Source organism: Luteimonas sp. Soil_C_5, from assembly GCF_057656615.1.
The window spans coordinates 24,832-41,355 of sequence record NZ_JBDGKA010000003.1; the positions used below are offsets into that span (position 1 = coordinate 24,832).

A 16,524-nucleotide genomic window follows, 5' to 3' on the forward strand; every position below is an offset into this window, starting at 1 on the left:
TCAGCGCTTCCGTCGGCCGAACTTCGCGGCCTTCATCGGTTCGGGGGCCTCGGGAATCGGCGAAATGAAACCGAAGTTCGGGATCTTCCCGACGCGCGCGGGCGTCGGCGCGTTGGCGCGCGCGGCACGTTTCGCCGCAGGCGTGCGCGTCGTCGTCCCAGCGCTGCGGGCGGTGCCACGGCGCGAGGTGGACTTGGCCGGTGCGCGTGCACTGCTGCCCGTCGCACGCCGCGAGCGCCTGCCGGCGCCCGCGTCGCGTCGCGTGACCGCCGCTGCTGTCGCGGTGTCCTTGGGCATCGTCGGTTCCGGCGTGACGCGGGCAGCGGTCTTCGCACTGCGCGTGGGCGTCTTCGCGGCGGCGGCTTTCTTCGCGCGGCCTGCGTTGCGTGCGGCGGCCGGGGCCGTTCTCGCCGCGCGCCTGGCTGCGGACTTCTTCGCGGTGGACGTCTTGGCTGCAGTCTTGCTCGCTGCCTTCTTCACGGCGGGCGTCTTCGTCGCCGCCTTTTTCGTGACCGTCTTCGTTGCTGCCGACTTCTGCGTGGTTGCGGTCCCGGTTGCGGCGTTCTTCGCAGACACTTTCTTCGCAGCAGCCTTCTTCACCACGGACTTTCTGGCGGCGGCCTTCTTCGCGACCGGCGCGCGTGCCGCGACCGCTGCGTCGCTGCCGGCTGCCCGGTTCGGCGCGACCTGCCTGGCGGCGCGCGTGGGTGCCGACGCTTGGTCCGCCTTCGCTTTCGACGCAGCACGGCGCGGCGCACCGTCTGCGGCGGCGGTCTCGCCCACGGCCGACGTCACGACCACGCGTGTAGGCCCTGCCGGACGACGCGGCGGCACGGCCGGCATCGACGCACGGTCTTCGCCGGTCTCCACCGCTTCGACACGATCGCGCAGGCGACGCAGCGCACGCTCAAGCTCGGCAACCTTGCGATGCGCGCCGTCGAGTTCGCTGCGCGTGGGCAGGTCGAACGCGCGGCACAGCTGCTCGATCTCGCGCTGCACCGCCTGCCGCAGGCGCATCTGGCCGGCCACCATCTCGGCATAGGCGCTGCGGAACGGGGGCGACAATGCGACCTCGGCGTAGGCATCCTCGGCGGCATCGATCCACAGATCGAACAGCGCGCGGGGCGAGTCGATCGGCTGTGCGGCGTCGCGCGCGCGCAGGCGCTGCTCGAAGTGCGCGAACGCGCCCTGCGAGGCCTGCTGCAGCAGGCCCTGGAAGCCCTGCTGGCTGCGCTGGTAATCGGCAAACGCGTGCGCAAGCAGTTGCCAGCGCTCCTGGTGTTCGCGGGTCAGGCCCATCGTCGGCAGCTGCGACCAGTCGCGGCCAGCGCCCTCCGGCCCGCCGAACAGCGGCGCCATGCGCTGCGCCCAGACCTCCCAACCTTCGAGGCCGGGACCCTTCACGTCGGCGAACATCTGCGCGAACGGATTCGCGCCTGCACCGCCGAGCAGCTCACGCCACGCCGTGACCACGGCCTCGGGCGTCGCATCCCGGCCGGCGAAACGACCGGCCAGCTGCTGCATCTGTGCGAACCACTGCCCGGCCGGTCCGGTAAAACGGGCCTGCAGATCTTCGAATCCCGATCGCGTCGGCGCGCCCTGCCGCGCCCACCAGTCGCGCAGCTCACGCCAGGGATCGGCCGGCTCGGCCGCCGCACCGGGCAGTCCGAAGCCCGGCATCGGGCCAGCAGCCGCAGCACCCGGCATCGTGCGTTGCAGGGCGTCCTGCCACGCGTTCCAGTACTGGCGTGCCAGGCGCTCCAGTTCCGCGCCCGACGCTGCCGGACCGTACCCACTGTTGGCCATCATCGACTCCCCACGCAATGGCCCGATCATAACAACAGGCCGTGGCGCGCCCGCGTGCTCAGAATTTCGGAATCCGCAGCGTCTTGCTGATCATCAGCGAACCCGACAGCGCGAACACCAGCACCAGCGGATGCAGCAGCCACGGGCCGAGCTGCACTTCGCCGAGCCACAGCGCGTCGCCGATCCGGCCTTGCCATGCGGCGATCGCCAGCAGCACGACCAGCAGCAGGCTCGACGGGATGGGCGTGCCCTCGAAATGCTTCACCTTGTCGCCGCCGTCGGACAGCGTTTCGGCGGTCACGTTGTAGCGCGCCAGGCGGCTCACGCCGCAGCAGACGAAGTAGCTCAGCACGATCCAGTCCCAGCCGCCCTGCATGCCGCAGGCATAGGCCAGCGCGGCCGGGGCGATGCCGAAGGAGATCACGTCGGCCAGTGAATCCAGTTCCCGCCCGAGCGTCGAGGCGACCTTGCGCCAGCGCGCGATCCGGCCGTCGAGCGCGTCGAAGGCGAATGCCAGCGGAATCAGCGCCATGCCGATCATCAGGTCGCGGACGACACCGTCCTGCAGATAGCGCATCGCCGCGAAGACCGCGCCGCTGCCGCAGAACGCATTGCCCAGCGTGAACCAGTCGGCCAGCTGGAAATCGCGGAGCATCGAGAAATGGCGGGGTCGGGACATCGGGGCTCCAGAAAGTGGCGTCGGGCGATGGTGCCCGCCGCGTGCCTGCCATCGCGTGAGCGTTGACAGGACGATATCAATTCGATATCACTTCACTAACCCATCCGAGGACGCCGCGATGCAAGAGAACCCGATCCGCTCCCTGCCCGGTATCCCGGTCGTGCTGGCCCAGCTGGCGATCCTTGCGGTCTGCGCATGGGCGCTGGTGTCCACCGGCGGCGTGCTGCCGGCGATCGCGATCCTCGTCGCGCTGGCGACCGCGTTCACCCTGATCGGCCACTACATGATCGAACCCAACCAGGCCGCGGTGCTGAGCCTGTTCGGCAAGTACGTCGGCACGGTCAAGGACGCCGGCCTGCGCTGGAACAACCCGTTCCTCACCAAGAAGAAGGTGTCCCTGCGTGTGCGCAACTTCGAGAGCGGCCGGCTCAAGGTCAACGAACTCGAAGGCAGCCCGATCGAGATCGCCGCGGTCATCGTCTGGCGCGTCGTCGATTCGGCGGAAGCCGTGTTCAACGTCGACGACTACGAGAGCTTCGTGCACATCCAGTCCGAGGCGGCGCTGCGAGCGATGGCGACCAGCTATCCCTACGACCAGCACGAGGACGACCAGATCTCGCTGCGCAGCCATCCCACCGAGATCTCCGATCGCCTGAAGGAACACCTCGACGAGCGCCTGACGGCGGCCGGCGTCGACGTCCTCGACGCGCGCATCAGCCATCTCGCCTACGCGCCGGAAATCGCCCACGCGATGCTGCAGCGCCAGCAGGCGAACGCGGTGATCGCCGCGCGTACGCGCATCGTCGCCGGCGCCGTCGGCATGGTCGAGATGGCGCTGTCGGAACTGCAGAAGAGCGGTGTCGTCACGCTGGACGAGGAGCGCAAGGCGGCGATGGTCAGCAATCTGCTGGTCGTGCTGTGCGGCGATCGCGGCACCCAGCCGATCGTCAACACGGGCTCGCTGTACTGATGGCCGCGCACCACCTCGCCGCACTCGTATTCGCACTGATGGCGGTGCCGGCGTTCGTGTCGGCACGCTGGCTGGCGCAGGGCCGTCTGCCGCTGTCGAGCGGCAGCCACGGCATGACCGTGCGCGACAAGGCCGTACTCGACGACAAACTCGCCCGGCTGCTGCGCATGATCGGACTGGCCATGCTGGCCACGGCCATCGGACTCGCGCTGTGGGGTGATCAGGAGCGTCGCCTGCTCGTGTTGATCGTGGTGATGTTCATCGCCGTCAACGGTCTGGCCGCCGCCTGCATCTTCACCGTCGCCAGCGCCAAGCGCCGTGCGCGCGGAGGCGGCGGGTGAGCGACAAGAAGGCCTATCCGCTGCGCATCAATGCCGCGATTCTCGCGGCCGTGCAGTGCTGGGCCGACGACGATCTGCGCAGCGCGAACGCGCAGATCGAATTCCTGCTGCGCGATGCGCTGCGACGTGCAGGCCGGATCGCGCCTGCATCCGAACCCGAACCGCTGAAGGACACCGATCATGAGTGAGCGCTGGCAGTACAAGGTCGAGGAGATCAAGGTGGGCATGCTGGGCAGCATCAAGCCGGCCGCCATCGAGGAGCGCCTGCATTCGCTGGGCCTGCAGGGCTGGGAGCTGGTCAACGCCGTGCATGCCTCGCCCGTCGGGCCCACCCTGCTGTTCCTCAAGCGGCGCGTATGAGCACGGCGCCCGCGCTGCCGCGTCCGCGGCAGGATCTGCGCATCGCCGTCCTGCTGGCTGCGGCCGGCGCGGTGGCGACCGTGGCGGTGATTCCCTACCTGCTGCAGATCGATCCGGCGCGCATGACCGGCGGCGGCGCGATTCCCCTGCCGGCGCTCATCGCGATCCAGGCGATGTCGATGTTCATTCTCTGCGCGCTGCTGGCCTGGGCCGGCCTGCGCATGGGGCATCGCGTCGGTCTGGGCAGTCCCCTGCTGCAGGCCTGGGTGAACCGCCATGGCGACGCGCGTATTCGCGAACGCAGGCCAGGGCAGGCGATCGGGCTCGGCGTGGCTGCGGCGATCGCGATCCTCCTGCTGTCGCGCGTGCTCGATCCGCTGCTGTTGCCGGCCACGCAGGTCGAAATGACCGACATCGCGGGGGCGCGCAGCGCGCTCTACGGTCTGATGGCCTCGCTCTACGGCGGCGTCGTCGAGGAACTGCAGCTGCGCCTGTTCCTGATGACGCTGATCGCCTGGGCGGCGACCTGGCTGCTGCGCCGGCGTGCGGGCTTCGACGGCACGCTGTCGCCGCGGGTTGCATGGATTGCCATCCTGATCGCCGCGGCGCTGTTCGGACTCGGCCACCTGCCGACCGCGTCGGTGGTCTGGGGGCTGGATGCCGGCGTCATCGTCCGCACCTTGCTGCTCAACGGCATCGGCGGCGTCGTCTTCGGCTGGCTGTACTGGAAGCGCGGTTTCGAGATGGCCGTGGTGTCGCATATCGCCGCAGATCTCGTCCTGCATGCGCTGGTGCCGCTGCTGTTGCCGCAGGGCGTGCTCTGAGTTGGGCGCCTGACGCGCACGCGTTCCATCGAATGCCGGATCCCGAATACCGGATCCGGCATTCGCTTTCGGCGCCCTGACGGCTGTCCCACGCTCAGCGCCTCGCGCCAGGCGCTGCGATCCCCTGAGCAGTTCCATCGCCGCCTGACACGCCCTGCCCCGGCGCTTGTGCGACCCGGTGCCGGGACGCCGCATCGACACCTCGGCATCGATCGGCAGGTCACAGCCGGGCGCTGCTTCGACGTTCGGCACTGCAGTGCCGATACAGATCGGGAATCGCCCAGAGCGCGGGCTTGCTCAAGGCGCCGCGTACCGCCGGTCAAAAGCGGCACCGATGGATCAAAAGGGAGCGAACCCGCGCGAGAAAGCTTCGATGCGACCGCGGTGATCGATGTCCGGGGCGTGTCGCCGGCCTGCATTTCAGCCCGGTTGCCACCGCGTCCTGACGCCACGCGTAGGCACCGCTAAGCTGCAGCCATGCACACACCATCGCCCCGCTTCCTGTTCAACACGCCCGAGATCGAGCTGTGGCCGGCGTCCGTGCTGCGCGCACGTGGCAATCGCGATGCACGTGCCCTCGCGCGTGCGACGCAGGTGCTGCGGCGCAAGCGCGATGGCGCCTACCTCGCCGCAGTGCTGCCGGAGGGTGTGCTCGGCCTGCTGCCCGGCTGGCAGCGCGTGCGCGGCATCGACGACGCCCTCGATCTGCTGGATGCAGGCGTCGTTCCTGCGCCGCAGGACATCGCGCCGACCTTGTCCCTGTCACAGGTCGAAACGCAGCTCGATGCCCTGGGCCTCGACGCCGACGCGTACGCGGCGCGCACCGGACTGGACCTCGTGGCCGAACCGGCGTGGCTGTCGCTCGCCGGTGACGACCGCTACCGTCGTCCGCTGTGGCTGGAGGCTGCGACCGCGCGCGCCTGGCACCGGCTGCGGGCCGCGGCCGCGCGCGAAGGCATCGTGCTGGAGGCGGTGTCCGGTTACCGCAGCCACGCCTACCAGCTGGGGATCTTCGAGCGCAAACGCGCGCGCGGCCTGTCGCTCGATGCGATCCTCGCCGTCAACGCCGCGCCCGGCTACAGCGAGCACCACGCCGGCAGCGCGCTGGACATCAGTACGCCGGGAGAACCGGCCGCGGAAGACTCGTTCGAGCGCACGCCCGCCTTCGACTGGCTCACCCGGCATGCGCGCGACCACGGATTCACGATGAGCTATCCGCGCGACAATCCCCACGGCATCGTCTACGAACCCTGGCACTGGCGGTATCAACCCGCCGGTTGAATGCAACGACCGTCGCGATGAGCGGTCCTGCGATCGGCTCAGTGGCGGAACGCGGCGATCGCCTGCAGCAGCCAGCCGAGCATCGTCAGCATGCCGCCCCACGGCGCGAAGAACGCGGGTCCCGCAAACAGGTGCCGCGAGACCAGCGCGCCTGCGAACAGCAGTGTCCCGAGCAGCAATGCTGCCAGCGAGGCGAGTTCGAGCGTGCCGCGGACCGCGCGCCCCAGCACCACCAGCGCGATGCCGTGACCGAAGGCGAATACCGCCGCGGTCTGCAGCGCCGCGCGCGCCTCGCCGTCGACCGCATGCGCGGCATAGGCCGACAGACCGACCGACAACCCGGCGAGCAGCGCACCGGCCGCGACCAGGCCACCGACGTGACGTGCATTGCGTGACGTCCGGATTCCCATTGCACATCTCCGATGCCGACCGCGCGGCGCTGTACGGGCGGTGATGCCCGCGGAATTGAACGTCTGAAACGACACACGCCGCATCCCGGGGGATGCGGCGTGTGTGGATCAAGCAGCGCGCTGGACTGCGCTTACTCGGCCGGGGCTGCCTCGGCTGCAGGCTGTGCCGGCGCCGGACGTGCCGCCGGCGCGACCGGCGCCGCGTTCGGATCACGCAGCGTCCAGAACACTTCGAACTCGCCGTTCTCGGTGAACGCCGCATCGATGCCGTTGCGGTAGGCCTCGTACGGACGGTCGGTGACTTCGTAGCCCTGCGTCAGCGCCCAGGCGCGGACCGCGTTGCGCACGTTGTCGAGCTCGGCCATGAAGCCCTTGTAGTTCGCCTTGGCGACGCGGGCCGGCTGGGTGTGGACGTACTTCACCGGGCCCAGCAGTTCCAGACCGGTCAGCTCGGCGGCATCGGTCGTCGGTGCCTCGACCGGCGCGGCGGCGACCGGTGCGGCTTCTTCACCTTCGGCGGCGGGCGCGGCGGCAGCCGGGCTCGAACCGCCACGGGTGCGGACCGGCAGCGCGATGTCGAAGGTGTAGGTCTCGCGGCCCAGTTCGGTGGTGATCACGCGCAGCGGACCGGCAGCCTCGAGGTTGTTGGCGGCCATCGTGCGGTTGATCCACTCCAGGTTCGACTTCATCGAGTCCTGGATGACCTGGTTGTTGCGCTCGACGCCACCGGCGCTGACCAGCAGCAGGTTCTCGGCCGGACGCTGGACGGCTGCCAGCTCGGTGAGGTTGCTGCCCTCGACGCGGTAATCGACGTTCGGCACGCCCGCCAGCATGTTGCCCATCTGGCCCAGGCTCAGCTTCATGTCGTCACCGACGTTGCGGCTGACGTACAGGCCCGCGAAGCGGCCCAGCAGGTCCCAGCCGTAATCGACGCTGTAGGTCTGGGTGATTTCGATGTTGCGGTTGTTGCGGCCGGTAGGACGCAGCACGAACGCCATCGTCTTGTTGCTGCCGCGCTGCGAATTCTCCAGCGCATAGACGACGCGGGTATCGGGCTCGGACTCGGTGATTTCCCAGCTGCCCTCGCCGACGCGCTTGTCTTCGGAGGTGTAGTCGAGACGGGCGCCGACGCCAGCGTCGGGACCGGAGGTGCGCAGCTGGACGGCGGGGTCGTAACGCGGGATCGCCGACCAGTCCTTGAAGCGGCGGACGCTGTTGATCGTGTCGAACACGATCGACTGCCGACGGTTGGTCTCGACCGATTCGGTCAACGTGCGGCTGGACGGGAGCAGCACGGCCACCACGAGAAACATCACGGCGACGATGACACAAGAGATCAGCAGTTCAAGCAGACGGGTCATTCAGGGTTCTCCAGGACCAATTCCGGCCTCACGGGCACAGACCGGCAATCGTAGCAAGTTGCGCGTTGGCGAGCGAGTGTGGGGAACGGGTCCGTGAGCGCGCTGCGATCCGGCGGTACCCGCGCCCGGTCCGCCATTGTCCATCGGTGGCAGTCGTGTTGCGTGACACCCGTGCACGCCGCCGCATCCGGGGCACGCCGGGCACGCACGACGGGGCGGTTCGCGCCTCGACAGGCGCCACCCGTCCGGGCACACCGGCCGCGCTGGAAAACGTGCTTGGGGAGGCTGATGCATGACGTCCTGCGCGCTTCAGCGGGGCGAGCACGCCGCACGATCGCCAGGTCACACGACGGCCCAACGGAGGGGACAGCCTGCGGCGCATATCCGCCGCATCCAGTAGAAATCAGGCGCGCAGCACGCGATTGAAGGCACTGCTTTGCAGGCTGGGAAACGCTCGCCTCGCTGCGGCGAGCCGGGTCAGATGCCACGGCCTGCGCGGCAGGCCGCGCGTGATGAAGAACGACAGGCGCACTGCGCCGCCAGGCGCATCCTGTCGTCGGATCACGACAGACCGAAGGCCCTGTACGGCACGGATGCAATCGCACACCGAGCCTGGGCAGAGTGCGCGTGGCCCGCTTGCGAGGCACTGCCTCGCGGGCCGCGCGAACGCCCGCCGCGCTGCGGCGGACGGGACATCCTGCCGCTCAGACCAGCTGCAGCTCGAAGGCCTTGAGGACGGCCCGGGTGCGATCGCGGACGCCGAGCTTCGACAGGATGTTCGAGACGTGGTTCTTGATCGTCCCTTCCGCCACGCCCAGCGAATTGGCGATCTCCTTGTTGGAGAAGCCCCCGGCCATCAGCCGCAGGATCTCGGTCTCGCGATCGGTCAGCGGGTCCGGCTTGTCGAGGCTGACGAACTCGTTGCGCATCTGCTCCAGGCCGGTGAGCAGGCGCTGGGTCACCGCGGGCTGCACCAGCGAGCCGCCATCGGCCACGGTACGGATCGCGCCGACCAGCTGGTCCAGCGACACGTCCTTGAGCAGATAGCCCTTGGCCCCGGCCTTGATCCCGGCCAGCACCAGCTGGTCGTCGTCGAAGGTGGTGAGGATGATCGTCGGCGGCAGCGTGCCGGCCCGCGCCAGGGCCTGCAGCGCCTCCAGCCCGGACATCGCCGGCATGCGCATGTCCATCAGCACGACGTCGGGCTGCAGCCCGGGGATCAGGTCCACCGCCTGCCGGCCGTCCGAGGCCTCGCCGACGACCTCGATGCCGCCGTCGAGCGCCAGCAGCGAGCGGATGCCCTGGCGGACAAGGGTCTGGTCGTCGACCAGGCAGACTCGGATCATGGTGCCTCCCATCGGTTCTGGCGCATCGGGTCCGACACGTCAGGTTGCAGCATTCGCCGGCGCATCCGGGCCCACGGCACCGGGCGCAGCATCGCGCACCCGCACGTCCGCCGCCAGCGGCAGTTCGAGCCGCAGGACGAAACCGCGATCCGGTGCGGTCTCGACCTGCAGGCTGCCGCCGTAGGCCGCCAGGCGTTCGCGCATCCCGTTGAGGCCGTTGCCGGCGCGCGCGTGCTCGGCCCCGCGGCCGTCGTCACGCGCATCGAGCCGGATGGCCGCGTTGTCGCGGGTGTAGGACAGCCGCAACAGGCCTGCGCCGGAATGGCGCACGGCATTGGTGATGATTTCCTGGGTGCAGCGCAGCAGCACGTGCGCGCGTTCGGGATCGTCGACGAGGAAATGCAGCGGCATCTGCATGTCGACGCGCAGGCTGGGCACGTTCTCGGCCAGCGGCAGCAGGGTCGCGCGCATGTCGATGGCGTCGTCGTCGCGCAACTGGCTGACCGCTTCGCGAACGTCGCTGAGCAGCAGCTTGGCGAGGGTCTGCGCCTGGCTCACGTGTTCCTGCGCCTGGCCCGAGGCCAGATGGCTGGCGATCTCCAGATTCAGGCTGAGCGCGGTGAGGTGATGTCCCAGCAGGTCGTGCAGTTCGCGCGCGATGCGGGTGCGTTCGTTGACGCGCACGCTTTCGGCCAGCAAGGCGCGCGTTGCCCGCAGTTCGGCGTTGAGCCGGCGCTGGTCCTCGCGGGCCTGGGCCTGCTGGTGGGCGACCAGACCGGTGACGAAGGCGAAGCCGGTGAAGCCGACATACAGCGCGGCCTGCAGCACGGCCTCGGCCCAGGTGAAGTCCAGACCGCGCACGTAGACCGGCACGATCACGAACTCGCAGGTGATCAGCAGCGCCACGCCCACCCAGACCGGCAGCAGCCACGGCAGCACGCACGCGACCAGCATCAGCAGGATGCTGCCCAGCCCGCTCTGGCTGTAATAGCTGATCGCGATCGCGCTGCCGGCCAGCAGCAGCACCAGCAGATGGTCGAATCCGCCGATTCGGCGCTCGCCTAACCCCCGCGTCAGCCAGGCGTAGCTGAGGCCGAAGATCGCCCAGGCCACCCACGTCGGCCAGCTGTCGAGGAAGGCCCGCTGGCCGCCGTCGGCCAGTTGTTCGGCCGGCAGCATCGACAGCATCAGCAGGGGCAGCCCAATCACCGCCCAGGTGAAGAGGCCGGCGATACGCAGCAGTCGGTTGTGGTTCAGATGCCGGATCATGCCGGCATGTTAGGCGCGTGGCGGGCCTGTTGGGACGGGCCTGAAGTCATGCCGGGCGTCGCCGGCCCCGGCCGGCATGCAATAATCGTGTCCTGCGATGCAGCCCGGCCGACCGTCCGGCGCCCGCGTCCAAAAACACCCGCTTCATGGAGTCTGGAATGTCGATCGTCGTCCGCGACGTGCATGCGCACGAGCTGGATTCCATCCTCGAACTCAACAACGCCGCCGGCCCTTCGATCCTGCCGCTGGACGATGCGCGCCTGCGCCAGTTGCACGACACCGCCGAATATTTCCGCGTCGCCGAGCGCGACGGCGCCATGGTCGGCTTCCTGATCGGCTTCGGCTCGGGCAGCGACCATGCCAGCAGCAACTACGCCTGGTTCGGTTCGCACTACCCGGATTTCTTCTATATCGACCGTATCGTCATCGCCAGCCGGCGTCGCGGCGGCGGTGTGGGCCGCGCGTTCTATGCCGACGTGCAGAGCTACGCCGAAGTCCGCTACCCGCTGCTGACCTGCGAGGTGTTCCTGGAGCACGACAACGATCCGGTGCGCCTGTTCCACGGCAGCTTCGGCTTCCGCGAGGTCGGCCAGCACGTGATGCCGGGCACCGACATCCGCGCGTCGATGCTGGTCAAGGACCTGTGCAGCTATCCGTGGGTGCGCGACACCTACGGCGGCGTCCTGCCGGACGAGCCCTGGCTGGGCCGCCCCCGTGCGTCGCAGCCGGATCCGGGAGTACGCGGTTGATGGCCGGTCGTCCCGCCGCCAGCGCGGCCGGTTTCGAGCAGGCCGGTGAACTGAAGATCGGCCAGGTCGGCATCGCCAACCTGCGCATCCGCACGCTCGACGTCGAGCGCCTGGGCGCGGAAATGCGCGACCGCGTCGCCCGTGCGCCCAAGCTGTTCGAGCGCGCCGCGGTGATCCTGGATTTCGGCGGCCTGCCGTCGACGCCCGACGTCGCCACGGCGCGGGCCCTGATCGACGCGCTGCACGCCGCCGGCGCCCTGCCCGTCGCCCTGGCCTGGGGCAGCAGCGACAACGCCGCCCTGGCAGAAGCGCTGGGACTGCCGCTGCTGTCCAAGTTCCGCGCCCAGTACGAAGCCGACGCCATGGCGGCAGCCCCGCCGGCGCCGCGCGCCGCACCCGAACCCGCGCCTGCCGCCGCGCCGCCTCCGAAGGCGCCGCAAGCGGCCGGCGAGCCCGGCCTGGTGCAGACCACCGCCGTGCGTTCGGGCCAGCAGGTCTACGCGCAGAACCGCGACCTGACCGTGCTGTCCCAGGTCGGCGCCGGCTCGGAGGTCATCGCCGACGGTTCCATCCATATCTACGGCCCGTTGCGTGGCCGTGCGCTCGCCGGCGCCAAGGGCAATCCCGGCGCGCGGATCTTCTGCCGCAGTTTCCATGCCGAACTGGTCGCCGTGGCGGGCCACTACAAGGTGTTGGACGATATTCCCCGCGAACTCCATGGCAAGGCCGTCCAGGTCTGGCTGGAGCATGACGAATTGAAGATCGCCGCACTCGAGTGACGGCGACACACCAGGAGATGTGTTTTGGCTGAAATCATCGTAGTCACCTCGGGCAAGGGCGGCGTCGGCAAGACCACCAGCAGCGCGAGCATCGCCATCGGCCTCGCCCGACAGGGCAAGCGCACGGCGGTCGTGGACTTCGACGTGGGTCTGCGCAACCTCGACCTGATCATGGGCTGCGAGCGCCGCGTGGTGTACGACCTGGTCAACGTCGTGCAGGGCGAAGCCTCGCTCAAGCAGGCGCTGATCAAGGACAAGCGCTTCGACAACCTGTACGTGCTGGCCGCGTCGCAGACCCGCGACAAGGACGCGCTGACCACCGAAGGCGTGGAGCGCGTGCTCAAGGAACTCGCCGACGACGGCTTCGACTACATCGTCTGTGATTCGCCGGCCGGCATCGAGAAGGGCGCGTTCCTGGCGATGTATTTCGCCGACCGCGCCGTCGTGGTCGTGAATCCGGAAGTCTCGTCGGTGCGCGACTCCGATCGCGTCATCGGCCTGCTGCAGTCCAAGACCCGCCGCGCCGAAAACGGTGAGCGCGTGCAGGAACACCTGCTGCTGACCCGTTACAGCCCGGCGCGCGTGGAAACCGGCGAAATGCTGTCGATCACCGACGTCGAGGAAGTGCTGGGTCTGAAGACGATCGGCGTGATTCCGGAATCGGGCGACGTGCTCAATGCGTCCAACAAGGGCGAGCCGGTGATCCTGTCGGCCGAGTCGAGCGCCGGCCAGGCCTACGATGACGCCGTCGCCCGCCTGCTCGGCCAGGAGCGCCCGATGCGCTTCACCACCAACGACAAGAAGGGCTTCTTCAGCAAGCTGTTCGGAGGCTGATCATGGGCATGTTCGATTTCCTGAAACCGAAGAAGAACACCGCCACGATCGCCAAGGACCGGTTGCGGATCATCGTCGCGCAGGAGCGGACCAACCGCGGTGCGCCCGACTACCTGCCGCTGCTGCAGCGCGAGCTGCTCGAGGTGATCCGCAAGTACGTCAGCATCGACGTCGAAGCGGTGAAGGTGGATCTGGTCAAGGACGGCGACCACGACGTGCTCGACATCTCGGTCGCACTGCCCGAAGAGCGCGCCGCGAACGCCTGAGCCGCGATGATGGAGCCGCTTCCCACACCGGCGCCGACCGGCGAAGCGGCCGTCCTGCGGCTGCGCGACATCGGCTTCGACGCGCCGCGGGCCCTGCTCGCGGGCTACGGGCTCACGCTGCACCGCGTGGCCGACGGCGTACCGATTCCCGGCAGTTATTGGGGCGACGACGAGGCCGGAATCATCGGCCACGACGTCCACGCCCGCGACGACACGCCGGTGCATTCGCTGTTGCACGAAGCCGGTCATCTGATCGTGCTGCCAGACGACCGCCGCGCCGCGGTGCATACCGACGCCACCGATTCGGTCGAGGAAGAAGACGCCACCTGTTATCTGCAGATCGTGCTGGCCGATGCCCTGCCGGGCGTCGGACGCGACCGGCTGATGGCGGACATGGACGCCTGGGGCTACACCTTCCGCCTGGGGTCGGCGCGGGCCTGGTTCGAGCAGGACGCCGACGACGCGCGCAGCTGGCTGGTCGCGCGCGAGCTGTTGCCGCGCTGATCGCCCGCGAATCGCGTCAGGGCAGCGTGCGCACTTCGCGCTCGGCGCCCGGGGATTTCTCGTCCGCCCAGTCGTCGATCGCGCCGAGTGCCTGGAACGGCGCGGCCCGGGTCGCCGACAGAAAGACCGTCAGCACCGGCTGCTGCGCGCAGCCCGCGATTGCCGGCGCGCGTTCGGCGCAGCGGGTGTGCAGCATGCCGGCGGCCAGCACCGCACGCGTCGCGGTGTCGTAGACGACCGCGCCCTTCTCCATGCAGCTGTGCTGGCGGCAGCCGGTGTGCAGCACCCGACCGTCACCGAGATCCCACGCGCGCGTCGCCTTGCCGTCGCCGCCGTCGGGAATGCCGAGCGCCGCGCCCATCTGCGCGCGTACCGGTCCTTCCTGATGCAGGTAGGCACCGCGTGCATCGCCGAAGAACGCGGTGAGTGCGGCGGCGCTGTACTCGGGCACCGGCCGGACCTCGCGCGCGTTGGCGGACTGCGCGAACGCCGATGCAGGCGCTGCGAGCGCGCAGACCCCGATCAGCGCGGCGGCGAACGAATGGACGGGAAGGCGGTGGCGTGTCGGCATGTCGGGGACTCGTGGGATCCGTGCGCCGTCATCGGGCGCGGCGGACCACTGGCAGGAATGGACGCCACCCATAGCACGCCGACACTTGCGGGCCTGTATGGGGCGCACTAGCCTCCCGGTTCCCCTGCCAGACCGGATGCCGTCGTGACCCATCGCCACGCCCTGCTCGCCCTTGCCGTCGCCGCGAGCCTCACGCTCGTCGGCTGCAACCGCGCGCCGTCGCCCGACGCCACGTCGCCGACCGGCGCCGCCATTCCCGCAGGCGAGACCGCCGACCAGTTCATCGTGCGCGTCAACGCGGAGCTGCGGGCGATGATGCCGGAGGTGACCGCCTCGCAATGGCTGTCCTCGACCTACATCAACGACGACAGCCAGCTGCTGGCGGCGAAGTACAACGAACGCTACCTCGCGCAGCTCAACAGCTGGATCGAGCAGGCGCGCCGGTTCGAGGGCCAGACGATGTCGGCCGACACTGCGCGCGCGATCAACCTGCTCAAGCTCGGCGCGTCGATGCCGCCGCCGCGCAACCCGGAACACCTTGCCGAACTGACCCGCATCGCTTCGAAGATGGAAGGCGTCTGCGGTTCCGGCCAGTACTGCACCGGCGAAGGCGATGCGCGCAGCTGCCGCCAGCTGGGCCAGCTCGAAGACGTGCTGCGCACCAGCCGCGACTACGACGCCCAGCTCGATGCCTGGCAGGGCTGGCACACGATCGCCCAGCCGATGCGCCCGGACTACACGCGCTTCGTCGAACTGGTCAACGAAGGCGCACGCGACCTCGGCTTCGCCGACGCGGGCGAGGCCTGGCGCTCGGGCTACGACATGCCGCCGGCCGAGCTGGCCGCGGAGACCGACCGCCTGTGGGGCCAGGTCAAGCCGCTGTACGAGCAGCTGCACTGCTACACCCGTGCCCGCATGGACGCGCGCTATCCCGGCCGTGGCACCGTCGACGGCGGTCTGCTGCCGGCGCACCTGATGGGCAACATGTGGCAGCAGGACTGGGGCAACCTGTGGGACGTGCTGCAGCCCTACCCCAATGCTGGCAGCCTCGACATCACCGGCGCGCTGGAGCGGCAGTACCAGTCCACGCTCAACGAACGCATGATCCGCGAGAACGTGCTGATCGACGCCGACCGCCGCGCCGACATCGCGCATGCCGCGCAGGTCGACAACGCCAAGCGCATGAACGAGCGCGCGCAGGATTTCTACGTCTCGCTGGGCATGCCCAAGCTGCCCGACAGCTTCTGGGAGAAGACCCAGTTCGTGAAGCCGCGCGACCGCGACGTGGTCTGCCACGCCAGCGCCTGGGACATGAACATGGCCGGCGACGTGCGCACCAAGATGTGCACCAAGCCGACCGAGGAAGACTTCACGACGATCTATCACGAGCTCGGCCACGTCTATTACTACCTCGCCTACAACGGCCGTCCGCCGCTGTTCCAGGGCGGCGCGCACGACGGCTTCCACGAGGCCATCGGCGACACCATCGTGCTGGCGATGACGCCGGAATACCTGCACACCATCGGCCTCACCGGCGCGCAGGTGCAGACCCAGGAATCGCTGGTCAATTCGCAGATGCGCATGGCGCTGGCGAAGGTGTCGTTCCTGCCCTTCGGCCTGATGATCGACCGCTGGCGCTGGGGCGTGTTCGACGGCTCGATCACGCCGGACAACTACAACAGCGCGTGGTGGGCATTGAAGGCGGAATACCAGGGCGTCGCCCCGGCGACGGCACGCGGTGAGGAGTTCTTCGACGCCGGCGCCAAGTACCACGTGCCGGGCAATACGCCGTACACGCGCTACTTCCTGTCGCACGTGCTGCAGTTCCAGTTCTACAAGGCGCTGTGCGATGCGTCGGGCCATACCGGCCCGCTGTACGAGTGCAGCTTCTACGGCAACCAGGCGGCCGGCGAGAAGTTCTGGGCGATGCTGGAGAAGGGCAACAGCCAGCCGTGGCAGCAGACGCTGAAGGAACTCACCGGCGGCGAGCAGATGGACGCTGCACCGGTGCTGGAATATTTCGCACCGCTGCAGGCCTGGCTGACCGAGCAGAACGAAGGCCGGACCTGCGGCTGGACCGCGCCGGCCACCGCGCAGTCGCCGGTTCCCGCGCCGGCACCCGCAGCCCCGACCCAGGGCTGACCGCAGCACGCACGAACAGAAGGGCCGGCAAT

General features: G+C 69.1%; 19 protein-coding genes. 12 read left to right on the plus strand and 7 right to left on the minus strand.

What is annotated here, in order from left to right:
• Window positions 1–1,806 carry a poly(R)-hydroxyalkanoic acid synthase subunit PhaE gene (locus tag AC3A5K_RS08625; protein WP_487617114.1) on the minus strand — a complete coding sequence of 602 codons (1,806 nt, stop codon included), beginning with the start codon at window positions 1,804–1,806 and terminating at the stop codon, window positions 1–3.
• A gap of 58 nt (window positions 1,807–1,864) precedes the next feature.
• The gene (locus tag AC3A5K_RS08630) at window positions 1,865–2,485 is read right to left on the minus strand and encodes a CDP-alcohol phosphatidyltransferase family protein (protein ID WP_487617115.1); all 621 of its coding nucleotides are present in this window, start codon (window positions 2,483–2,485) and stop codon (window positions 1,865–1,867) included.
• Between the two features lie 118 nt (window positions 2,486–2,603).
• Here AC3A5K_RS08630 and AC3A5K_RS08635 point away from each other — a divergent pair, with 118 nt between their 5' ends.
• From AC3A5K_RS08635 to AC3A5K_RS08660, 6 genes are all read left to right on the plus strand, one after another.
• Complete coding sequence (locus tag AC3A5K_RS08635) at window positions 2,604–3,455, plus strand: SPFH domain-containing protein (protein WP_487617116.1); 852 nt, start codon at window positions 2,604–2,606, stop codon at window positions 3,453–3,455.
• Window positions 3,455–3,796 carry a hypothetical protein gene (locus tag AC3A5K_RS08640; RefSeq protein WP_487617117.1) on the plus strand — a complete coding sequence of 114 codons (342 nt, stop codon included), beginning with the start codon at window positions 3,455–3,457 and terminating at the stop codon, window positions 3,794–3,796. The genes AC3A5K_RS08635 and AC3A5K_RS08640 overlap by 1 nt, the downstream gene beginning before the upstream one ends.
• A complete protein-coding gene (locus AC3A5K_RS08645) occupies window positions 3,793–3,984 on the plus strand; it encodes a type II toxin-antitoxin system antitoxin (RefSeq protein WP_487617118.1) in 192 nt (63 codons plus the stop codon). The genes AC3A5K_RS08640 and AC3A5K_RS08645 overlap by 4 nt, the downstream gene beginning before the upstream one ends.
• Complete coding sequence (locus AC3A5K_RS08650) at window positions 3,977–4,156, plus strand: DUF4177 domain-containing protein (RefSeq protein ID WP_487617119.1); 180 nt, start codon at window positions 3,977–3,979, stop codon at window positions 4,154–4,156. Before AC3A5K_RS08645 ends, AC3A5K_RS08650 begins: the two co-directional genes overlap by 8 nt.
• Window positions 4,153–4,980, plus strand: a complete 828-nt coding sequence (locus tag AC3A5K_RS08655) for a CPBP family glutamic-type intramembrane protease (protein WP_487617120.1) — start codon at window positions 4,153–4,155, stop codon at window positions 4,978–4,980. Before AC3A5K_RS08650 ends, AC3A5K_RS08655 begins: the two co-directional genes overlap by 4 nt.
• A gap of 477 nt (window positions 4,981–5,457) precedes the next feature.
• A complete protein-coding gene (locus AC3A5K_RS08660; RefSeq protein ID WP_487617121.1) occupies window positions 5,458–6,261 on the plus strand; it encodes a M15 family metallopeptidase in 804 nt (267 codons plus the stop codon).
• Window positions 6,262–6,299: 38 nt separating this feature from the next.
• On the opposite strand, the gene AC3A5K_RS08665 is transcribed toward AC3A5K_RS08660, so the two are convergent.
• The 4 genes from AC3A5K_RS08665 to AC3A5K_RS08680 form a co-directional block, all read right to left on the minus strand.
• Entirely contained in the window at window positions 6,300–6,671 is a 372-nt protein-coding gene (locus AC3A5K_RS08665) for a DUF423 domain-containing protein (RefSeq protein ID WP_487617122.1), read from the minus strand.
• 131 nt (window positions 6,672–6,802) lie between these two features.
• Window positions 6,803–8,032, minus strand: coding sequence for a polyketide cyclase (locus AC3A5K_RS08670; protein ID WP_487617123.1), 1,230 nt, complete (start codon window positions 8,030–8,032; stop codon window positions 6,803–6,805).
• A gap of 704 nt (window positions 8,033–8,736) precedes the next feature.
• Window positions 8,737–9,378: a response regulator gene (locus AC3A5K_RS08675; RefSeq protein ID WP_487617124.1), complete on the minus strand. Its 642-nt coding sequence runs from the start codon at window positions 9,376–9,378 to the stop codon at window positions 8,737–8,739.
• 39 nt (window positions 9,379–9,417) lie between these two features.
• A complete protein-coding gene (locus AC3A5K_RS08680; protein ID WP_487617125.1) occupies window positions 9,418–10,647 on the minus strand; it encodes a sensor histidine kinase in 1,230 nt (409 codons plus the stop codon).
• Between the two features lie 158 nt (window positions 10,648–10,805).
• On the opposite strand from AC3A5K_RS08680, the gene AC3A5K_RS08685 reads away from it, so the two are divergent.
• The 5 genes from AC3A5K_RS08685 to AC3A5K_RS08705 are packed head-to-tail and all read left to right on the plus strand — an operon-like array spanning window position 10,806 to window position 13,779.
• Window positions 10,806–11,396, plus strand: coding sequence for a GNAT family N-acetyltransferase (locus AC3A5K_RS08685; protein WP_487617126.1), 591 nt, complete (start codon window positions 10,806–10,808; stop codon window positions 11,394–11,396).
• Entirely contained in the window at window positions 11,396–12,175 is a 780-nt protein-coding gene (minC, locus tag AC3A5K_RS08690; protein WP_487617127.1) for a septum site-determining protein MinC, read from the plus strand. The genes AC3A5K_RS08685 and minC overlap by 1 nt, the downstream gene beginning before the upstream one ends.
• Window positions 12,176–12,199: 24 nt before the next feature.
• Complete coding sequence (gene minD / locus AC3A5K_RS08695) at window positions 12,200–13,009, plus strand: septum site-determining protein MinD (protein WP_487617128.1); 810 nt, start codon at window positions 12,200–12,202, stop codon at window positions 13,007–13,009.
• 2 nt (window positions 13,010–13,011) lie between these two features.
• Window positions 13,012–13,275, plus strand: a complete 264-nt coding sequence (minE, locus tag AC3A5K_RS08700; protein ID WP_096209372.1) for a cell division topological specificity factor MinE — start codon at window positions 13,012–13,014, stop codon at window positions 13,273–13,275.
• 9 nt (window positions 13,276–13,284) lie between these two features.
• Window positions 13,285–13,779 carry a hypothetical protein gene (locus tag AC3A5K_RS08705; RefSeq protein ID WP_487617129.1) on the plus strand — a complete coding sequence of 165 codons (495 nt, stop codon included), beginning with the start codon at window positions 13,285–13,287 and terminating at the stop codon, window positions 13,777–13,779.
• Window positions 13,780–13,795: 16 nt separating this feature from the next.
• On the opposite strand, the gene AC3A5K_RS08710 is transcribed toward AC3A5K_RS08705, so the two are convergent.
• Window positions 13,796–14,350: a hypothetical protein gene (locus tag AC3A5K_RS08710; RefSeq protein WP_487617130.1), complete on the minus strand. Its 555-nt coding sequence runs from the start codon at window positions 14,348–14,350 to the stop codon at window positions 13,796–13,798.
• 144 nt (window positions 14,351–14,494) lie between these two features.
• On the opposite strand from AC3A5K_RS08710, the gene AC3A5K_RS08715 reads away from it, so the two are divergent.
• On the plus strand, window positions 14,495–16,492 hold the full coding sequence (locus AC3A5K_RS08715; protein WP_487617131.1) for a M2 family metallopeptidase: 1,998 nt from the start codon (window positions 14,495–14,497) through the stop codon (window positions 16,490–16,492).
• Window positions 16,493–16,524 lie beyond the last annotated feature (32 nt).